Source organism: Streptomyces sp. NPDC046900, from assembly GCF_040644975.1.
In the GTDB taxonomy this organism is placed as follows: domain Bacteria; phylum Actinomycetota; class Actinomycetes; order Streptomycetales; family Streptomycetaceae; genus Streptomyces.
The window spans coordinates 199,010-215,470 of sequence record NZ_JBEYXD010000007.1; the positions used below are offsets into that span (position 1 = coordinate 199,010).

13 protein-coding genes are annotated in these 16,461 nt (G+C 69.0%); 4 read left to right on the top strand and 9 right to left on the bottom strand.

The features are described 5' to 3' along the window. Positions 1-20: 20 nt before the first annotated feature. The 6 genes from ABZ904_RS10465 to ABZ904_RS10490 are packed head-to-tail and all read right to left on the bottom strand — an operon-like array spanning position 21 to position 8,961. Entirely contained in the window at positions 21-1,382 is a 1,362-nt protein-coding gene (locus tag ABZ904_RS10465; protein ID WP_361822415.1) for a sugar ABC transporter substrate-binding protein, read from the bottom strand. Next, positions 1,379-2,416, bottom strand: coding sequence for an acetylxylan esterase (locus ABZ904_RS10470; RefSeq protein ID WP_359400247.1), 1,038 nt, complete (start codon positions 2,414-2,416; stop codon positions 1,379-1,381). Before ABZ904_RS10470 ends, ABZ904_RS10465 begins: the two co-directional genes overlap by 4 nt. Next, a complete protein-coding gene (locus tag ABZ904_RS10475; protein WP_361822418.1) occupies positions 2,410-4,827 on the bottom strand; it encodes a glycoside hydrolase family 95 protein in 2,418 nt (805 codons plus the stop codon). The genes ABZ904_RS10470 and ABZ904_RS10475 overlap by 7 nt, the downstream gene beginning before the upstream one ends. A 35-nt stretch (positions 4,828-4,862) precedes the next feature. Next, the gene (locus ABZ904_RS10480; RefSeq protein WP_359400253.1) at positions 4,863-5,801 is read right to left on the bottom strand and encodes a carbohydrate ABC transporter permease; all 939 of its coding nucleotides are present in this window, start codon (positions 5,799-5,801) and stop codon (positions 4,863-4,865) included. An 11-nt stretch (positions 5,802-5,812) separates the two neighbouring features. Next, positions 5,813-6,838, bottom strand: coding sequence for a sugar ABC transporter permease (locus ABZ904_RS10485; protein ID WP_360992225.1), 1,026 nt, complete (start codon positions 6,836-6,838; stop codon positions 5,813-5,815). A gap of 56 nt (positions 6,839-6,894) precedes the next feature. Next, the gene (locus ABZ904_RS10490) at positions 6,895-8,961 is read right to left on the bottom strand and encodes a fibronectin type III domain-containing protein (protein ID WP_361822422.1); all 2,067 of its coding nucleotides are present in this window, start codon (positions 8,959-8,961) and stop codon (positions 6,895-6,897) included. 349 nt (positions 8,962-9,310) lie between these two features. Here ABZ904_RS10490 and ABZ904_RS10495 point away from each other — a divergent pair, with 349 nt between their 5' ends. The 3 genes from ABZ904_RS10495 to ABZ904_RS10505 all read left to right on the top strand — a co-directional run bounded on the left by ABZ904_RS10495 (position 9,311) and on the right by ABZ904_RS10505 (position 12,745). Next, complete coding sequence (locus tag ABZ904_RS10495) at positions 9,311-10,462, top strand: ROK family transcriptional regulator (RefSeq protein WP_359400262.1); 1,152 nt, start codon at positions 9,311-9,313, stop codon at positions 10,460-10,462. Positions 10,463-10,868: 406 nt separating this feature from the next. Continuing rightward, the gene (locus tag ABZ904_RS10500) at positions 10,869-11,084 is read left to right on the top strand and encodes a hypothetical protein (protein ID WP_360992218.1); all 216 of its coding nucleotides are present in this window, start codon (positions 10,869-10,871) and stop codon (positions 11,082-11,084) included. A gap of 305 nt (positions 11,085-11,389) precedes the next feature. Continuing rightward, complete coding sequence (locus tag ABZ904_RS10505) at positions 11,390-12,745, top strand: mycothione reductase (RefSeq protein WP_361822427.1); 1,356 nt, start codon at positions 11,390-11,392, stop codon at positions 12,743-12,745. 117 nt (positions 12,746-12,862) lie between these two features. Here the strand turns inward: ABZ904_RS10505 and ABZ904_RS10510 are convergent, their stop codons facing one another. Continuing rightward, on the bottom strand, positions 12,863-13,087 hold the full coding sequence (locus ABZ904_RS10510; protein WP_359400271.1) for a hypothetical protein: 225 nt from the start codon (positions 13,085-13,087) through the stop codon (positions 12,863-12,865). Next, positions 13,084-13,719: a ParA family protein gene (locus ABZ904_RS10515; RefSeq protein ID WP_359400275.1), complete on the bottom strand. Its 636-nt coding sequence runs from the start codon at positions 13,717-13,719 to the stop codon at positions 13,084-13,086. The genes ABZ904_RS10510 and ABZ904_RS10515 overlap by 4 nt, the downstream gene beginning before the upstream one ends. A 240-nt stretch (positions 13,720-13,959) precedes the next feature. Here ABZ904_RS10515 and ABZ904_RS10520 point away from each other — a divergent pair, with 240 nt between their 5' ends. Further along, the gene (locus tag ABZ904_RS10520; protein WP_360992210.1) at positions 13,960-15,192 is read left to right on the top strand and encodes an FAD-dependent oxidoreductase; all 1,233 of its coding nucleotides are present in this window, start codon (positions 13,960-13,962) and stop codon (positions 15,190-15,192) included. 83 nt (positions 15,193-15,275) lie between these two features. Here the strand turns inward: ABZ904_RS10520 and ABZ904_RS10525 are convergent, their stop codons facing one another. Further along, on the bottom strand, positions 15,276-16,052 hold the full coding sequence (locus ABZ904_RS10525) for a polysaccharide lyase family 7 protein (protein ID WP_359400281.1): 777 nt from the start codon (positions 16,050-16,052) through the stop codon (positions 15,276-15,278). Between the last annotated feature and the right edge of the window lie 409 nt (positions 16,053-16,461).

The following is a 16,461-nucleotide window of genomic DNA, read 5'->3' on the forward strand; positions in this document are numbered from 1 at the left end:
CACCAGTTGCTGTCGGACGTTCAGTGCTGCGCGAGCAGCGTCTTGCTCTTGTCCTGCATGTCGTTGAAGACGGAGTCGTTCTTCTGGCCGGCGAAGTACGCCTCGAACAGCGGCTCCAACGCGTCCTGGATGGCGGCGCCGTTGCCGTAGACCGGGGACGGGTAGAGGACATTGTTCTTCATCATGTCCGTGAACACGGACAGATCCACGCCGTGGGCGGCCAGGGCCTTGGCCGACGCGTCCATGGCGGCCGGGATCGAGGGGAAGAAGGTGCCGGTCTGCGACGCCTTCGACTGGCAGGACTCGGAGCCCATGAAGGAGATCCACTTCCAGGCCAGGTCCGGGTTCTTCGTCCCGGCCCAGATGTTGTTGCCGTTGGAGTTGCTCAGTACGGCCCGGGTCTTGCCGTCGGGGCCGTACGGGGTGGGCGCGATGCCGACCTTGAGGCCCGGGAGCTTCACGAAGGTCGCGGCCTCCCACGAGCCGGCACTTTCCATGGCGACCTTACCGGACGCCAGGAGGTCGACGTCGCTGACGCTGTTGGCGAAGTCGCCGATCTTGGGCGCGTAGCCCTTCTGCGTCAGGGAGCGGATCCAGTCCATGGTCTTCACGAACCGCGGGTCGCTGTAGTCGAACACCGTCGGCCAGGTGGGCTTGTCACCCAGGCGCCAGCCCGTGGTGTCGACCAGAGGGCTCCATGTGGTCTGGCCGATGAAGTCCTTGGCCGCGACCTGTCCGTAGCCGTAGGTCTTGATGTGGGACTTGTCGAAGCCCGGCTGGTCGCCGCGCCGGCCCTTGGAGTCGATGGTCATGTGGGCGATCATCTTGCCGAGCGTGCCGCCGTTGTCGGGGTTCCAGTTCAGCGAGTCGACGTCCTGCTTGGTGTACCCGGCCTTGGTCAGCGCGTCCGCGTTGTAGTAGATGCCGGTCGCCGCCCAGTCCAGCGGGAGCGCGTACTGCTTGCTGTCGGTGAACTTCCAGGCGTCCACGCCCACCGAGAAACGGGACAGGTCGAACTTGTCCTTGGAGATGAAGCTGTCCAGCGGCATCAACTGGTGCTGGGAGGCGTAGGCCTGGAAGAACTGGACGCTGTTCTGGAACGCGTCGGGTGCGTTGCCGGCCACGAACCCGGCGGTCAGCTTGGTGAAGTAGTCGTTCACGTTGTACTGGGAGATCTTCACCGTGACACCGGGATTGGCCTTCTCGAAGTCCGTGGCGCACACCTGGTAGGCCGCGGCCTGCTTGTCGTCCCAGGTCCACCAGTTGACGGTCTTGGAGCCGCCGGCGCTGGAGGAGCCGGAGGAACAACCGGAGACCACTGCCGCCAGAGTGAGCGTGGCGCCCAGGGCGACGGCCTTTCGTATGCCCTTGATTCTTTTCATCGTTCCTTCTTTCGGGGTGGCACGGGGGGTGCGTGGGACGGCGACGCTTGCGGACGGGACGACGATTTGAGGAGCGCGCCGAACGCGCTCAGGGCCATGACCAGGTCTTCGGGGCCGCCGGCGTCATGGCCGTTGAACTCCCACAGACGCAGCTGCTTGGGCCCGGAGTAGGCCTGGTAGGCGGCGATCGCGGTGACCGGCGGGCACACCTCGTCGCGCAGCCCCGCGGAGAACCAGGCCGGAGCGGTGGCCCGGCGGGCGAAGCCCAGTCCGTCGAAGTAGCTCAGCGTGCGGAACGTCTGCTCGACCCGGTCGCGGCGGGCCCCCAGATAGCCGATGAGCTCGGCGTACGGATCCGCGTCGGTGAGCCGGGTGGCCTGCCGGATGTCGCAGAGGAAGGGCGCCTGGAAGTGGGCGGCCGACAGGTCGGGTACGAGTCCGGCGACCGCGAGCGCGATGCCGCCGCCCTGGCTCGGGCCGACGACGGCGACCCTGGCCGCGTCGACGAGGTCGGAGCGGCTGCGCAGGGCCTCGACGGCGCGGACGGCATCGGTGAACACCCGCCGATAGACGTAGGTGTCCTTGTCCTCGATACCGCGGGTGAGGAAGCCGGGATACGCGGGGCCGCTGCCGACCGGGTCGGGGGTGGCGCCGCCGCCCGCCCATGCGCCTCCCTGTCCCCGGGTGTCGACCAGCAGGTGGGCGTACCCGGCGGAGGCCCACAGGAGATCGTCAATCGGTGCGCCGCGTCCGCTGCCGTAGCCGTGGAACTGCACGACGGCGGGGAGTGGCCCGGTCCGCTGCCGGGGCATGCGCAGCCAGCCGCGGACCGGATGGCCGGCGAAGCCGGGAAAGACCGCGTCGTAGACGTCCACGGTCTCCAGACCGGTCGCCACGGACGTCAGCTCCAGCACGGCTGCCTGATCGGCGCGTGCCTCGGCGAGGGTGGCTTTCCAGAAGACGTCGAAGTCCGCCGGCTCGCGGTAGGTGCTGCGGTAGGAGAACAGCTCGGGCACATCCTGCTCCGTCAGCACGGCACCGGCTCCCCCCGCTGGCGCAGGTCCGCGTCGAGCGTGACCTGGGTGCCGAGCGGGATACGGACCTCGGCGACGCGCTCCCCGTGGCGGATCCGGACCGGCTCGGCGCCGTCGCCGGCGATCCGGCGCACGGTGGCCGAGTTCGGGGCGCCGTCGCTCCAGGTGAAGCCGACGGCGAGACCGCCGCGGCAGCGCAGGTCCGTGGCCTGGCCGTCCGGCCACTGCGCGGGCAGGGCGGGCAGCAGATGGACGGTGCCGGTGTGGCTCTGCAGCACCATCTCGGTGAGGGCGGCCATGAAGCCGAAGTTGCCGTCGATCTGGAAGGGCGGGTGGGTGGAGAAGAGGTTGGGCAGCAGCCCGCCCCAGCGGGAGCCGTCGACCGGGGCATCGGTGCCGGGATCGCCGTCGAGCGGGCGACTCGCCTCCAGCAGGAGGGAGCGGGCCGTCGCGGCATCGCGCAGCCAAGCCCGCAGGGCGATCTTCCACCCCCAGGACCAGCCCATGGCGCCGGGGCCCCGCCGGTCCAGCAGCTTCAGCGCGGCCCGGGCCAGTTCGGGCGTCCTCTCCGGATCGATGAGACCGAGGGGGTGCAGAGCGATCAGCTGGGAGAGGTGACGGTGGTGGGGGTCGGCCTCGGGCAGGTCGTCGGCCCACTCCTGCAGCCAGCCGCCGGCCGAGATCCGCGGTGGCCGCAAGCGGGGCAGGGCGGCGCGGATCTCGGCTGTCAGCGGGCTGTCCAGGGCCAGGATCTCGGCTGCCTGCAGGGTGCGGTCGAAGGTGGCCTGGATCAGCGCGATGTCCATGGCCGAGGAGCGGGTCAGGGACCTGGGGGTGCCGTCGGCGTCCAGGAAGAGGTTCTCCGGTGAGGTGGACGGGATAGTGTCCAGAAAACCGGTGCCCTCGTCGACGAGCCAGTCCAGCAGGAACTCGGCGCAGCCACTGAGCAGCGGCCAGGCCCGGTTCCGCAGGAAGTCGAGGTCGCGTGTGAACTCGTAGTGGTCCCACAGGTGCTGGGACAGCCAGGTGCCGCCCATCATCCAGATCGCCCACGAGGGGTTGCCGTGGCCCATGCCGACCGGCAGCGCCCAGCCCCACATGTCGGTGTTGTGGTGTGCCACCCAGCCACGGGTGCCGTAGACCTCTCGCGCGACCTCGGTGCCACCCGCGGCGAGCCGGTCGAGCAGATCGAACAGCGGCTCGTGGCAGGAGGCGAGACCGGCCGCTTCCGCGCCCCAGTAGTTCATCTGGGTGTTGATGTTGATGGTGTAGTTGGAGGACCAGGCCGGCCGCAGGTCGGCGTTCCAGATGCCCTGGAGGTTGGCCGGAGGCCCGGCGTGCGGGCGGGAGGCGCAGGCCAGCAGATAGCGGCCGAGCTGGAACAGAACGGTGGCGGTGAGGAGTTCGTCGTCCCCGCTGAGGATGTCGCGTGCCACGTCGTAGGTGCCGGCGCGACGCGAGCCGATGCGCAGGGCGGTGCCGCCGAGCAGGGCGCGCACTTCGTCCTCGTGTGCCTTCAGCAGGCTGCCGGCGCCCTGGGCGGCGGCCCGCTCGGCCGCCGCGGTCGCGGTGGCCAGGTGGGTGGCGCGGTCCACGGTGGCCTGTCCCTTCCAGTGGAGGGCGGCGTTGGTGGAGCTGGCGAGGGTGATCAGGAGGTGGGAGGCGCCGAGGACGAGGAGGCTGCCGTCTGCCGCGGTCACCTCGCCGTCAGTGGTCAGAGCCAGTGCGAGGGCACCGAAGGGGTCGTAGCCGTCGACGGGTCCGTCCGCGTACCGCAGTGGTTCGGCGACACCGGGTTCATGCGCGGGCGCTCCGTCGACCGGTATCTCCACGCCCAGGGTCAGGCTACGGACGGTGGACGAACGGTGGACCTCACGCAGCGGCGTGGACAGTTCCACCCGCAGGTCCACGGTGCCGCCGTCCGCGTCCACCGCCGTGCACAGGGTCCCGGCGACGGCATCGGCCCAGACCCGGCGGCGGACGGTCGTGCCGTCCAGGCCGAATCCGTCCTCGGCGACCGCGGAGTCGAGGTCGAGGGTCCGGCCGTGGTAGTCGGCCTCTTCGCCGCCCTCCACCGTCAGCCAGAGGTCGGCGTAGGGCAGGTACTCCTGGCTGTACGGCCCTTCGAAGGCCATCAGCAGCGCCTCGGCCCGCTCCTGGTCGCCGGAGCGGATCGCGGCGCGGACCTCTTCGAGCCGCTGGGGACCGGCACCGGCCGCGCGCACCTCGGCGAGGGCGGCGGCCGGGCCGCCGGGGGTGCCGGACCACACGGTGGAGTCGTTGAGCTGGATCCGGGCCCGGTGGGCGCCGCCGAAGACCATCGCGCCGAGCCGGCCGTTGCCGACGGGGGCGGCCTCGGTCCACCGGCCCGCGGGCGCGGGCCACTTCAGCACCAGGTCGGTGGGGTGCATGGCTGTGCCGTCCTATCGAGGTGTGCTGCCGTGGATTACTTGAGGCCGGAGAAGCCGATGGAGTTGACGATGCGCTTGCCGAAGGCGACGAAGAGCAGCAGCATCGGCAGGGCCGCGATGAGGGCGGCGGCCATCAGGCCCGCCCAGTCCGGCGCCGCCTGTGGCGAGGACTGCTTGAAGACACCGAGCGCGAGGGTGAGCGGCTGCACGTCCGGGCCGTTGGTGATGAGCAGCGGCCAGAAGTAGTCGTTCCAGGCGTTGACGAACATCAGCAGGGACACGGTCGCTATGGGCGCGGACGACATCGGCAGGATGATCCGGAAGAAGATCCGCAGCGGTCCGGCGCCGTCGATGATCGCGGCCTCTTCGACTTCGCTGCTCAGGCCCAGCATGAACTGCCGCAGGAAGAAGAGCGTGAACGCCTGGAAGAGGCCGCCGGGCAGGATCAGTCCGGCGAAGGTGTTGGTCAGCCCGAGATCCTTCACGAAGACGAAGTTGGGCAGCAGCGTGAACACGCCGGGCACCATCAGGGCGCTGATCAGAATGTTGAACACCAGGTTGCGGCCACGCCAGTGCAAGCGGGAGAAGGCATAGGCGGCTGCCGCGGAGAGCAGCACGATCAGCGCCGTCTGAACGGACGCGTAGATCAACGAGTTGCGCAGGTAGAGCGCGATGTCGAGGGAGGCGCCGGAGCCACCCTGGGCCTGGGCCTGCGCGGTGGAGGCGATGCCCAGGGCCCGTTCGAACGCCCCCCAGGTGAAGCCCACGGGCAGTGGTGAGGACGGGTCGGTCGCCAACTGGTAGTTGTTCGACAGCGCGGTGCGCAGAATCCAGTAGAACGGGAAAAGGGTGACCACCACGACGACGGCCAGGTAGATCCAGGCAGCGATCCTGCCGGGTGAGAGCCTGCGGGTGTCCTGCCGGGGCCGGCGGCGCAGGACGGCCGCCTGGCCGGGAGTGATGCTGACAGCCATGTCGGCCTCCTTCAGTTCAGGTCGGATTCGTCGGCGCGGGCGAGCCGCAGCTGGGTGAAGGTGACCGCGATGAGAAGCGCGAACAGGGCCAGCGACATGGTGGCGGCGTAACCGAAGTCGAACTGCCGGAAGGCCTTGTCGTAGATGTACATCTGCAGCACGTTCGAGGCATTGGCCGGGCCACCCTTGGTGGTGACCTGGACGATGTCGAACACCTGGAAGGAGTTGATCACGGTCAGGACGACCACCATGACCAGGATCGGCCGCAGCAGAGGGACCGTCAGCCGACGGAACATCTGCACTTCGCTCGCTCCGTCGACCCGGCCGGCCTCGTAGATGGTCGGCGGGATCGTCTGCAGACCGGCGAAGATCAGCAGGGCGTAGTAGCCCATCCACTTCCAGACGCTGATCGCGGCGAGCGAGGGGATCGCCCATCCCCCGCTGCCGAAGAAGAGGATGGAGTGGCCGGTCAGATGCTTGATGACAATGCTGATGATGCCGAGGGTCGGGTCGAGCATCCACTGCCACACGAGGGCGGCGATGACGTTGGAGATCAGGAACGGCAGCAGGATCACGCCGCGCAGCGCTGACGACCGGGTCACCCGATGCAGCACCACCGCCGTCGCCAGCGAGACCAGGGTGCCGAAGCCGACGGACAGCACGACGAAGTAGACGGTGACCAACAGCGAGTGCCAGAAGACGTCGTCACCGAACATCTCGCGGAAGTTGGCCAGTCCCACCCACTGCGGCGGGCTGAGGACGTGGAAGTCGGTGAAGCTGAGGTAGATGCCGCGCAGCGTCGGATAGGCGAAGAAGACCGCGAATCCGGCGACGGCGGGGAGGATGAGCAGCAGTGCGACCGGCAGGTCCCGGCGGCGGGCCGCCGCCGACCGGGTCGTGGTGGGGGAATGCGGCTTGCGGACCTGACGGGTCATTCGGATCTTGCGGGGCTTCGTCGAGGCGGCGGCCGTGGTGGTCACGGCGGCGGACGACGGTGTGGCCGGCGTCGTGGGGTTGCCCTGTGATGTGACCACCACGGCACACTCTCCTCGGTGTCAGACGGATGGAAGACGGGTCGGAGCCGGACGGCTGATCAGAGGGTGATCCGGTCCACGTCGGACACGTAGTCCGAGGGGTTGCCGAAGGTGATCGTGTTGGCGCCCGCCTTCAGCTGCACGGGCACGGTGATCGACTGCGGGCGGCCCCAGTTGTTGTCGTTGCTCCCGGGCAGCGGCAGTTGGAAGGACTTGCCGTTGGCGGTGACGACGACGGTGCGGCCGGAGGAGCCGTCGGTGTAGTCGAGCTTCATCAGGTACGTGCCGTCCTTGGGCGCGGTCACGTTGCCGATGGCCACCGATCCGGTGTAGCCGAGGTTGCCGACCTTCTTGCCGCCGGAGCACTCGGAGCAGTCCGAGAGGGAGGCGTTGCCGCTGAGGGTGTTGCCGGGCGCCTCGGCCTCGTACGAGACCGGTCCGCCTGCCGCGGGCGTGGTGATCGCCACGGCCTTGCTGGGCGAGGACTCGTGCCCCTTGGCATCGTGGGCGACCACGGTGAAGGAGTAGCCGGTGCCGGCGCTGAGGCCACTGAGGGTGGCGGAGGTGCCGGTGACGGTGGCGGCCTTCGACCCGTTGGCGTAGACGTCGTAACCGGTGTTGGCGGTGCCCGAGTTCACCGCGTCCCAGGCGAGCGAGACGCTGGTCGCGGTGGAGGCGGTGCCGTGCACGGCGAGCGGGACCGCGGGGTTCTTGCCGGTGCTGGGCGGCGTGATCCGCAGCAGACGCGAGCCGTGCGGGGGCAGGTTGTCGGTGAAGGAACCGCCGACCGAACCCAGGTTCTTGTGGCTCCACAGATCGCGGACCGCGGCCTTGCCACTGATGCCCAGGTCGCTCCAGTCGGCGGTCACGTCCGAGTAGCCGCCGCCGAGGTTGAACAGCGCCACGGTGTAACTGCCGTCCGCGTTACGGGCGTACCAGACCTGCTGCGGGGTGTCCTGGCTGACCGGCTTGGCCGGGTTGCCCGCCTGGTCGACCGCGATGACCTCGTCGTTGGTGAGCAGCTTGAGGCCGTATGAGTCGAGCTTGGTGAGGTCGTCACCGATGTACAGCGGGGCGGACTCGATGGCCCAGAGCGTCATGTAGCTCTGCCGCTCGGTCTCGTTGATGCCGTCGAGGGGACCGGCGCCGACGTCGAGGGAGTCGAGGTTGTTCCAGTGCCCGGGACCGGCGTCGGGTATCCACTGCACGACGTCGTTCCAGCGCTGCTTCACCGAGTTGTTCCAGGTCACCAGCGTGTCGCAGTAGCACTCGACGTCCGTGTCGACCCGCCACCCGTTGGAGTTCGCCTTCCAGACGTCCGCCTGGTTGTGGCTGAGCGACCAGGACAGGATGAACTCGATGGGACGGCCGGTGTTCTGCAGCGCGGTGTGCCACGCCTTGATGTCGGGGACGTTGTTGTGCGCCTCGTCACCCTGGTTGGAGCCGGGTCCGACTCCGTCGATCTTGAGGAAGTCCACGCCCCAGCTGGCCAGTTCGTCGGCTTCGGACTGGATGTACTTGGTGGTGCAGGGGCTGGCGAAGTTCAGCTGGTAGGAGACGTTGTCCCAGCCGCTGGTCTTGCGCAGGTCCGGGTAGACGATGTCCTTGGTGGTGCAGCCGGGAGCGTTGTAGATCGGCGTGTTGCCGTTGTTGTAGTAGTCCTGGTAGAGGCCGACCGCCAGGTAGAGGCCGAACTTCAGGCCCTTCTTGTGCAGGTAGTCCCCGACGTACTTCATGCCGTGGGGGAACTTCTTGAGATCCGCGGTGGGACGGGCGTAGCCGTCGCCGACGTTCTTGCCGTTGTCGACGTTCCAGCCGGCGTCCACGTTCACGTGGTCGTAGCCGTGGGACTTCAGCTTCGATGCCAGGACGTCGGCCTGCTGCAGCACATGGGCTTCGGTGAGCCAGTTCTCCCCGCCGTAACCGGGGAAGTTGGTCGATTCGAGGCTCCAAGTGCTGTAGCCCATGTACGGCTTGGCGGCCACGACGGGCGCGGCGGCGGAGGCCTGGGGGCCGGAAGACACTTCGGGATCGGCGGCCCGCGCGGCGGCGGGCACGGCGAAAGCCACCGCGAGTGCGGTGGCACAGGCGAGCGTGAGACGTGCGGGTCGAGCTTGACGAGCCATGGATGTACTCCGTCTGGGCGCGACTGCAGGCGGACTTCCCGCCTGAGGGATCGGGGGTGCCGGGAACCCCTCGGCGGTGGTCGTCCCGGAGCACCACCGAGGGAGAGCTGAGACCGTCAGGGACGAGTGGCCTCGCTCCTCCCCGGCGCGACACCGTCCAGCCCGCTCCGGCGAGGAGTGCGGCGAATGTAGCCAGGCTTTCCTTCCAGCGTCAACATAGTCGGCACCAATAAATCCGATGTCTTCTTCGGAAAGTCTGTACAGCGAGGCATTTTCCCTACCGCGATGGCGTATAGATGGGATGACTGGCCCCTTGTCTTAGTTTCCTCAAGAAATGTATGGTCACGGCATGACCCTTGCCGACCAGCCGCCCGCCGCCGTCCTGGTCTTCCAGACGCTGCTGCAGCACGGCCCCCTCAGCCGTGCCGAGATCGGACGGCGGACCGGGTTGTCGGCGGGAGCCGTCACCAAGGCGGCCACTCCGCTGATCGCCGACGGCTGGATCACCGAGGCCGGCCGCCCCGTGGAGCGGGCCAACGGCCGTCCGGCGACGCCGATCGCCGTACGGGCGGAACGTGCCCGCTTCGCCGGGGTGAAGGTCACCGGGGACGAACTCATCGGCGTACTGGCCGATCTGACCGCCCAGCCGCTCACCTCCCGGCGCACCGCCCTGAGTTCGCGTGACGTGGGCACCGTGGTGCTGGCGATCGCCGGGCTGGTGGATCAACTGCGGGCCGCGGCGGGCCTGGAGGAGGCCGACGCGATCCACAGCATCGGCGTGACCATCTCGGGCGACGTGGACGGACAGACCGGCACCGTGCAGTACTCCCCCTTCCTGAACTGGCGCCGGGTGCCACTGGCCCAGCTGGTGGAATCGGCCACCGGGATCGCGACGGTCATCGAGAACGACGTACGGGCCCTGACCGTGGCCGAACAGTGGTTCGGCGCGGGCGCCGGCCTGTCGTCCTTCGCCCTGGTCACCGTCGGCGCCGGCATCGGCGCCGGGCTCTCGATCGGCGGCCGGGTGGTGTCGGGCGCGCACGGAGTGGCGGGCGAGGTCGGCCACCTCCCGGTGGGCGGCAGCGACCGCATCTGCACCTGCGGCAACACCGGCTGTGTCGAGGCGGTCGCCTCGACACACGCGATCATCGAACAGGCCCGCCAGGCCGCCGTCGACCCCGCACTGACCATGGACGAGGCGGTACGACGCGCGCACGCCGGCGACCCGGCCGTCGGGGCGGTCTTCGCCCGCGCCGGACATGCCATGGGCCTGGCGCTGGCCTCGGTCGCCAACCTCATCGGCCCGGAACGGATCATCATCTCCGGTGAGGGCGTGGCCTCCTACGACCTGTTCGCCGACCAGATCCGGCAGACCTTCGCCGCCCATGCGTTCGGCGCCGCCGCGGACTGCGACCTCGTGGTCCGGCCACTGCCGTTCGAGGAGTGGGCCAGAGGCGGCGCCGCGGTCGCGGCCCAGCGGGTGTTCGCTCCGGCCAAGTAGGCCACCCGTCAGTCGCTCCGGGAGTGGCGCTCCCGGGGTGTCGGTGCCGGCCGTCCGGCTCCGACGCCGCGCGCGAGCCGGCTCAGGTCGCGCCGGTGCGGCGAATTCGTCCGCCTCGTGCAGCAGATCCATCAGGGTCGCCCGGGCGCGGGCCACTCGGGAACGGACCGTCGTCATGCGTGGGTACGACTTCTCGCCCGGCGTCGCACTCAATCCACCTGGCGTGATGCGGGCCAGTGCGAGGGCCGGGGGCGCGAGCGCACGCCGCCCCCTTCCTGCGGCGCCCCGGCACACGGGTGACACGCGCGTCTTCCCACGTCACTCCGGGTATCCCTCGGGCAGTCCCCGCGACCGCCGGTCCCGGACACCGGCGCGCCGCAACGGCACGCCCACGGAGGTAGCAAGCATGACCGACATCAGCGGGCTGGAGCCCGTCGCCACGTTCTGCGGCAACTGCAACTGCGGCTGTCCACAGTTGTTCGTCGACCCGAACGCACCGTCCGACCGCCGGATCGTGCTCACCGATGACTTCGGCCAGCGCGTCCAGATGAGCGCCGACCAGTTCTCGTCGCTCGTCGACGACGCCAAGGCCGGAAAGCTGGACGGCATCGCCCTGCCCTGAAGCCGGATTCCGGTCACGCCATCGGCTTGCGTCCGGGCCCGGAGGAACGCGGCCTGCCCTGGGCGGCCGGCATCTCCTCCACGCCCGGGACTCGTCCGTGTGCCGGACACAGCCACCAGCACGGGGGTCGGGCCATGTTTCGCGCGGCATTGCCGACAGACGCACCGTTTTCCGTGATAAATACTCAAAACGTATGTGTTCGGAAGCTGTGGTGAGGCCGGAACCCGGGTCGAGATGATGCACGGTCCCGCCAGACAGCCATGCGCTGCAAGGCCACACATCTCACCGACGGAAGGTGGACGGGCGTGCGGCATTACGATCTCGTGGTCGTGGGGGCGGGCACCGGCAACATGCTGCTCGGCGATGAACTCGCCCGTCTGCGCACCGCCGTCGTGGAACCCGACCGTTTCGGCGGCACCTGCCTCAACAGAGGCTGCATTCCGAGCAAGATGTTCGTCCTCGCGGCCGACGCGGCCAGGGGCGCGCGGGCGTCAGCACGGCTCGGTGTCCACGCGAGCGTCGACCACGTGGACTGGACCGCCATCCGCGACCGGATCTTCCACCGCATCGATCCGCTGCATGACAGCGCGCTGACGTATCGCAGGAACAACGGCATCGATGTCTACACCGAGGAAGGACGCTTTGTCGCGCCGAAGGTGCTCGAGGTCGGAAACGAGCGGATCACCGCCGACACGTTCGTCATCTCCGTCGGGTCACGACCTGTGGTGCCGGACATCCCCGGCCTCGACTCCGTGGCCTACCACACCTCGGACACCATCATGCGGATCGACGAGGTGCCCGCATCCCTGGCCGTCATCGGCGGCGGTTTCATCGCGGCCGAGTTCAGCCATGTCTTCGGCGCGTTCGGCAGCGATGTCACGATCGTGCAGCGGGGGCCGCGCCTGCTGACCGGGGAGGACGAGCAGATCTCGGCGCGGTTCACCGAACTCGCGTCGCGGCGCCACCGCGTGCTTCTCGACGCCGCGGTCACCTCCGTCGAACCGAGCCCGGAGGGCGTGACACTCACCGTGTCGTGTCCGGACGGCGAGCATGTCGTCAGGGCCGCGGCGCTACTGGTCAGCGTCGGCCGCCGGCCCAACACCGACCGCCTGGACGCGGCCGCCGGAGGCCTGGAACTCGACGAACAGGGCCACATCACGACCGACAGCGCCTACCGCACCTCGGTGCCGGGGGTCTGGGCACTCGGCGACGTGGCCAATCACTTCCAGCTCAAGCACATGGCGAATGCCGAGTCGCGTGTCGTGCGGCACAACGTCCTCCATCCGCAGGACCTCCACACGCTCCCCTACAAGATCACCCCGCATGCCGTCTTCACCGACCCGCAGATCGCGAGTGCCGGACTGACCGAGCAGGAGGCACGCCGTCGCGGGATCGAGTACCTGGTGAGTGTCCACGACTACGCGGCGACCGCGTACGGATGGGCGCTGGAGGACACCACCAGCTTCGTGAAGGTCCTGGCGAACCCTCACGACCGCATGATCCTCGGCGCACACATCATCGGCACACAGGCCGCGACACTCATCCAGCCCCTGATCCAGGCGATGACGCTGAACCTGACAGTGGACCGCATCGCCCGGGACGTGCTGTACATCCACCCGGCACTCACCGAGGTCGTGGAACAGGCCCTGCTGGCCCTGTGACTGTGAACGGGGACGGGCCGCGCGGGCACGGGTCCGACTCGCCCCCTGGAGGGGCGCCATGACCCGTGCCCCGATGACGCCCTGCTCAAGCGGGGTGCGGCCCCGGTTCCTGCCCCGTCAGGTGGTGCCGCGCAGAGGTCGCAGTACCGCGGCACCTGCGCGGGCGATCGCGGACACCGGAGCCCCCACCCATTGGATCAGGTCCCGTGACAGGGCGGTGTCGAGCTCGATGGTCACCCGCACGTATCGGGTGTGCAGGCGGGTGACCTTGGCGGGACGCGGTGCGGCAGCGTCCGGTTCGCGCTGCAGGGCGGCTCGGTAGGTGTCCTTGCGCTGGTTCACGCCTTGTCCTGACGCTTGATGAGTTCGTCCGCGAGGTCCATGTACGCCGAGCCCTTGACCTCGACGGGGCCGCCGAATGACTGGGCGTACAGGTCGAGCCGCGGAATATGGGTGGACAGCACGTCGAATCCCCGCTCGGTGAGGGCCTCGCGCGCGTCGGCATCGGGACCGGTGCGCGTGGCGTCGGCACGATTCGTGCGGTTCAGCAGGACGGCCGCACGGGCCGGCCGGGCGCGCAGGGACTGCACGTCGCCCATCTCACCGTCGATGGGTGCCATGCGGTCCAGCTCGATGGGGGCCGGGGTCACCGGCACGATCCACTCGCTCGCGTATCTCATGATGCTGCGGGCGATGTGCGCGTGGTCCTCCATCTGCGGGGCGTCGAACACCACGGCCTGCCGGTGGCCGAGGAAGTCGTTCACGCGCCGGTGCACATCACCCACCGGGAGGGCGATCACAGGAAACGGGAAGCCACCCGCCAACTCGCTCCAGCGCAACGCCGAGGAGGCGGGGTCACTGTCGACCAGAAGGGGTGAGATACCGGACTCGTGAAGTGCGTGGGCCAACCAGACCGCGCTGGTCGTCTTTCCCACTCCGGGCTTCAGATTCACAAAGGCGTAGCTCAGCGACACAGGGGGGACGCTAGTGGTCGCGAGCGGCTGGTCGCCGTCGGCGCGGGGCGCAAGGACACGTCGTTCACCCTGCCGCGCGGTGGATCACTCGTATGGGCCAGTGCCGGGGCCGCCGGGCCGCGAGAGTGTCGTATGTGACGACACGTCGCGGACTGGGGATTCACCTGGTGTCGGCGTGCGACGCGGATGTCCCCGAAGCGAAGCAATGGGAAGCGAACGGAAACGAAGGGAAGGGCTGCGATGGAGCAGACGACGTGCTGTGTGGTGGGCGGCGGGCCCGCCGGAATGGTCCTCGGTCTGCTGCTGGCCCGGGCCGGCGTCGCCGTGACGGTCCTGGAGAAGCACGGCGACTTCCTGCGCGACTTCCGCGGTGACACCGTCCATCCCTCGACTCTGGCGCTGCTGGACGACCTCGGTCTGGCCGAGCGTTTCTCCCGTCTGCCGCAACGTCGGGTGGACACCGTGCAACTGCCGCTCGGCGCGGAAGGGTCACTGATCACCGTCTCGGACATCAACGTCCTGCCGGGCCCGTACAACTACGTGGCGATGGTGCCGCAGTGGGATCTGCTCGACCTGCTCGCCGACGAGGCACGCAAGGAGCCGTCCTTCTCTCTGCGCATGAACACCGAGGCGACGTCCTTCCTGCTGGAACGCGGACGGGTCACCGGCGTGCGGTACCGCACGCAGGACGGCCGCACCGGGGAACTGCGGGCCACTCTCACGGTGGCCTGCGACGGCCGGGGCTCGCTGGCCAGGTCCAGGCCCGAACTGGGGTTGCAGGAGTTCACCTGTCCCATGGACGCCTGGTGGTTCCGGCTGCCACGACGGGAAGGCGACCCGCAGGGCCTGGTGGGAGGTGCCGGTGACCGGATCCTCACCGCACTGATCGACCGTGGGGAGTACTGGCAGTGTGCCGTGCTGATCCCCAAGGGGACCGACGCCGAGCGTCGCGCCGCCGGACTCGACCGGTTCATGGCCGAGTTCTCGGGAGCCGTGCCCTGGCTGGCGGACCGGACGGATGCGCTGCGGTCGTGGGACGAGGTGAAGATGCTCGACGTACGGCTCGACCGCCTCCGGCGCTGGCACCGCCCTGGCCTGCTGTGCATCGGCGACGCGGCCCACGCGATGTCACCGGTCTTCGGCATCGGCATCAACCTCGCCGTGGAGGACGCGGTGGCCGCCGCACGGTATCTGGTCGAACCGCTGCGCAGGGGTGCGGTCGGCGTAAAAGACGTACGCGGCGTTCAGCGGCGCCGGTGGGCGACCACGGCCGCGACGCAGGCACTGCAGCGGATCGCTCACGCGCGGGTCATCGCGCCCGTGTTCGCGGGACGGCCGCCCCTCGGAAACGCCAGGCGGGCGGAGCGGGTGGGCGACCTGCTCACCACGTCACCGTGGGTCAAACGGGTGCCGGCGTACTTCATCGGCTACGGCGCTCTGCGCGAGCGTCCGCCTGCCGCGTCGGTGCGGTGAGGCGGCAGGCGGACGGGACCGCTCCCCACTGCCGCGTGTGAGCCGCACAGGCAGTGGGGAACGGCCCCGTCCGTGCGGTCGATTCAGCTGTGGGAGACGGTCAGTCCGTAGAAGGCGACCCTGGCTCCCTTGGTGGTGCTGTCCGAGGACGACTGGTTGTAGGAGCCGGCCTTGAAGTACTGCTTGTACGGCTTGAAGGACGACGGGATGGCGTAGTGGGTGGTACTGCCGTTGACCGTCAGGTCGATGGTGTTCCCGCCGGAGACGCCGATGGTGTACCGCCAGGTCTTGCCGATGGACACGTGCCCCACCGTGTGCAGTGTCTGGCCGCCGGACGGGGAGTTCTCGGTGCCCAGCACGATGTCGCCGTTGGAGTGGTAGTACAGCTCCAGGAGCGGCTTGGTGGACGAACCCCCGGTGCCGAGGTGGATCTGCCCTACGCACACGTTGGACGTCACCGACACCACGCGCAGGGTGGCGTTCAACCGGTGGGTGCCGCTGAGCGACCAGTTCGCGGCGCTGCCGTCGCGGTTCATCTCCCGGAGTTCCGAGCGGGCGTAGTGGGAGTTGGGCGTGGTGACGCCCTTCTCCGGGGCCCAGAAGGTCATCGCACCGTCGCGCGAGTCGGTGTAGAAGTAGGCGTCCTGGTAGCCGTTGGGTCCCTGGAGCCGGGACGACGGGATGGTGGTCGGGGAGCCCGGCGAGCCGACCGGCTCCTGCAACTGCCAGATCGACAGGTCGAAGTTGCCGCCGGGCGCGACGTTCGGGTCCGCGGCGTCGGCGCTGCCACCGCCGAAGACCGCCAGCGCGCCGACGACACACGCGACGGTCGCCGCTGCGAGGATCTTGGAACGGGTCATGTGGGGGGCCTTCCGAGGAGTCGGGAGGAGAGCGGGGTCACTGCGCGGTCAACTGGAAGCTCTGGTTCGACCATGGGGGTTTCCAGCCTTTCCCGAGCGACTGACGGTGGGGGGAACGGCGAAACTCGGTTCAGCCAGCTGAACGCGAGGCGCATATCTGAGTCGCTGGCGACCTGTGAACCTAAAGGTCTGAACCAGAGGCGTCAAGATGTGAAGCAGGGTCACGTCTCTGCGAGAGCAACTCGCGCACTCCTTGAAGCAAGATGACGATGCAGGGCTCTACCGCCTCCTTGCACCGCGCGTTCACTCGTGGGCACGGCGCGGAGAGGCGATCTGTACATCGTTGAAAGACGGAGAAACGTCCGGGCCCGGCCGGCGCGCTGTCGAAACAGCGAGCCGGCCGGGCCCG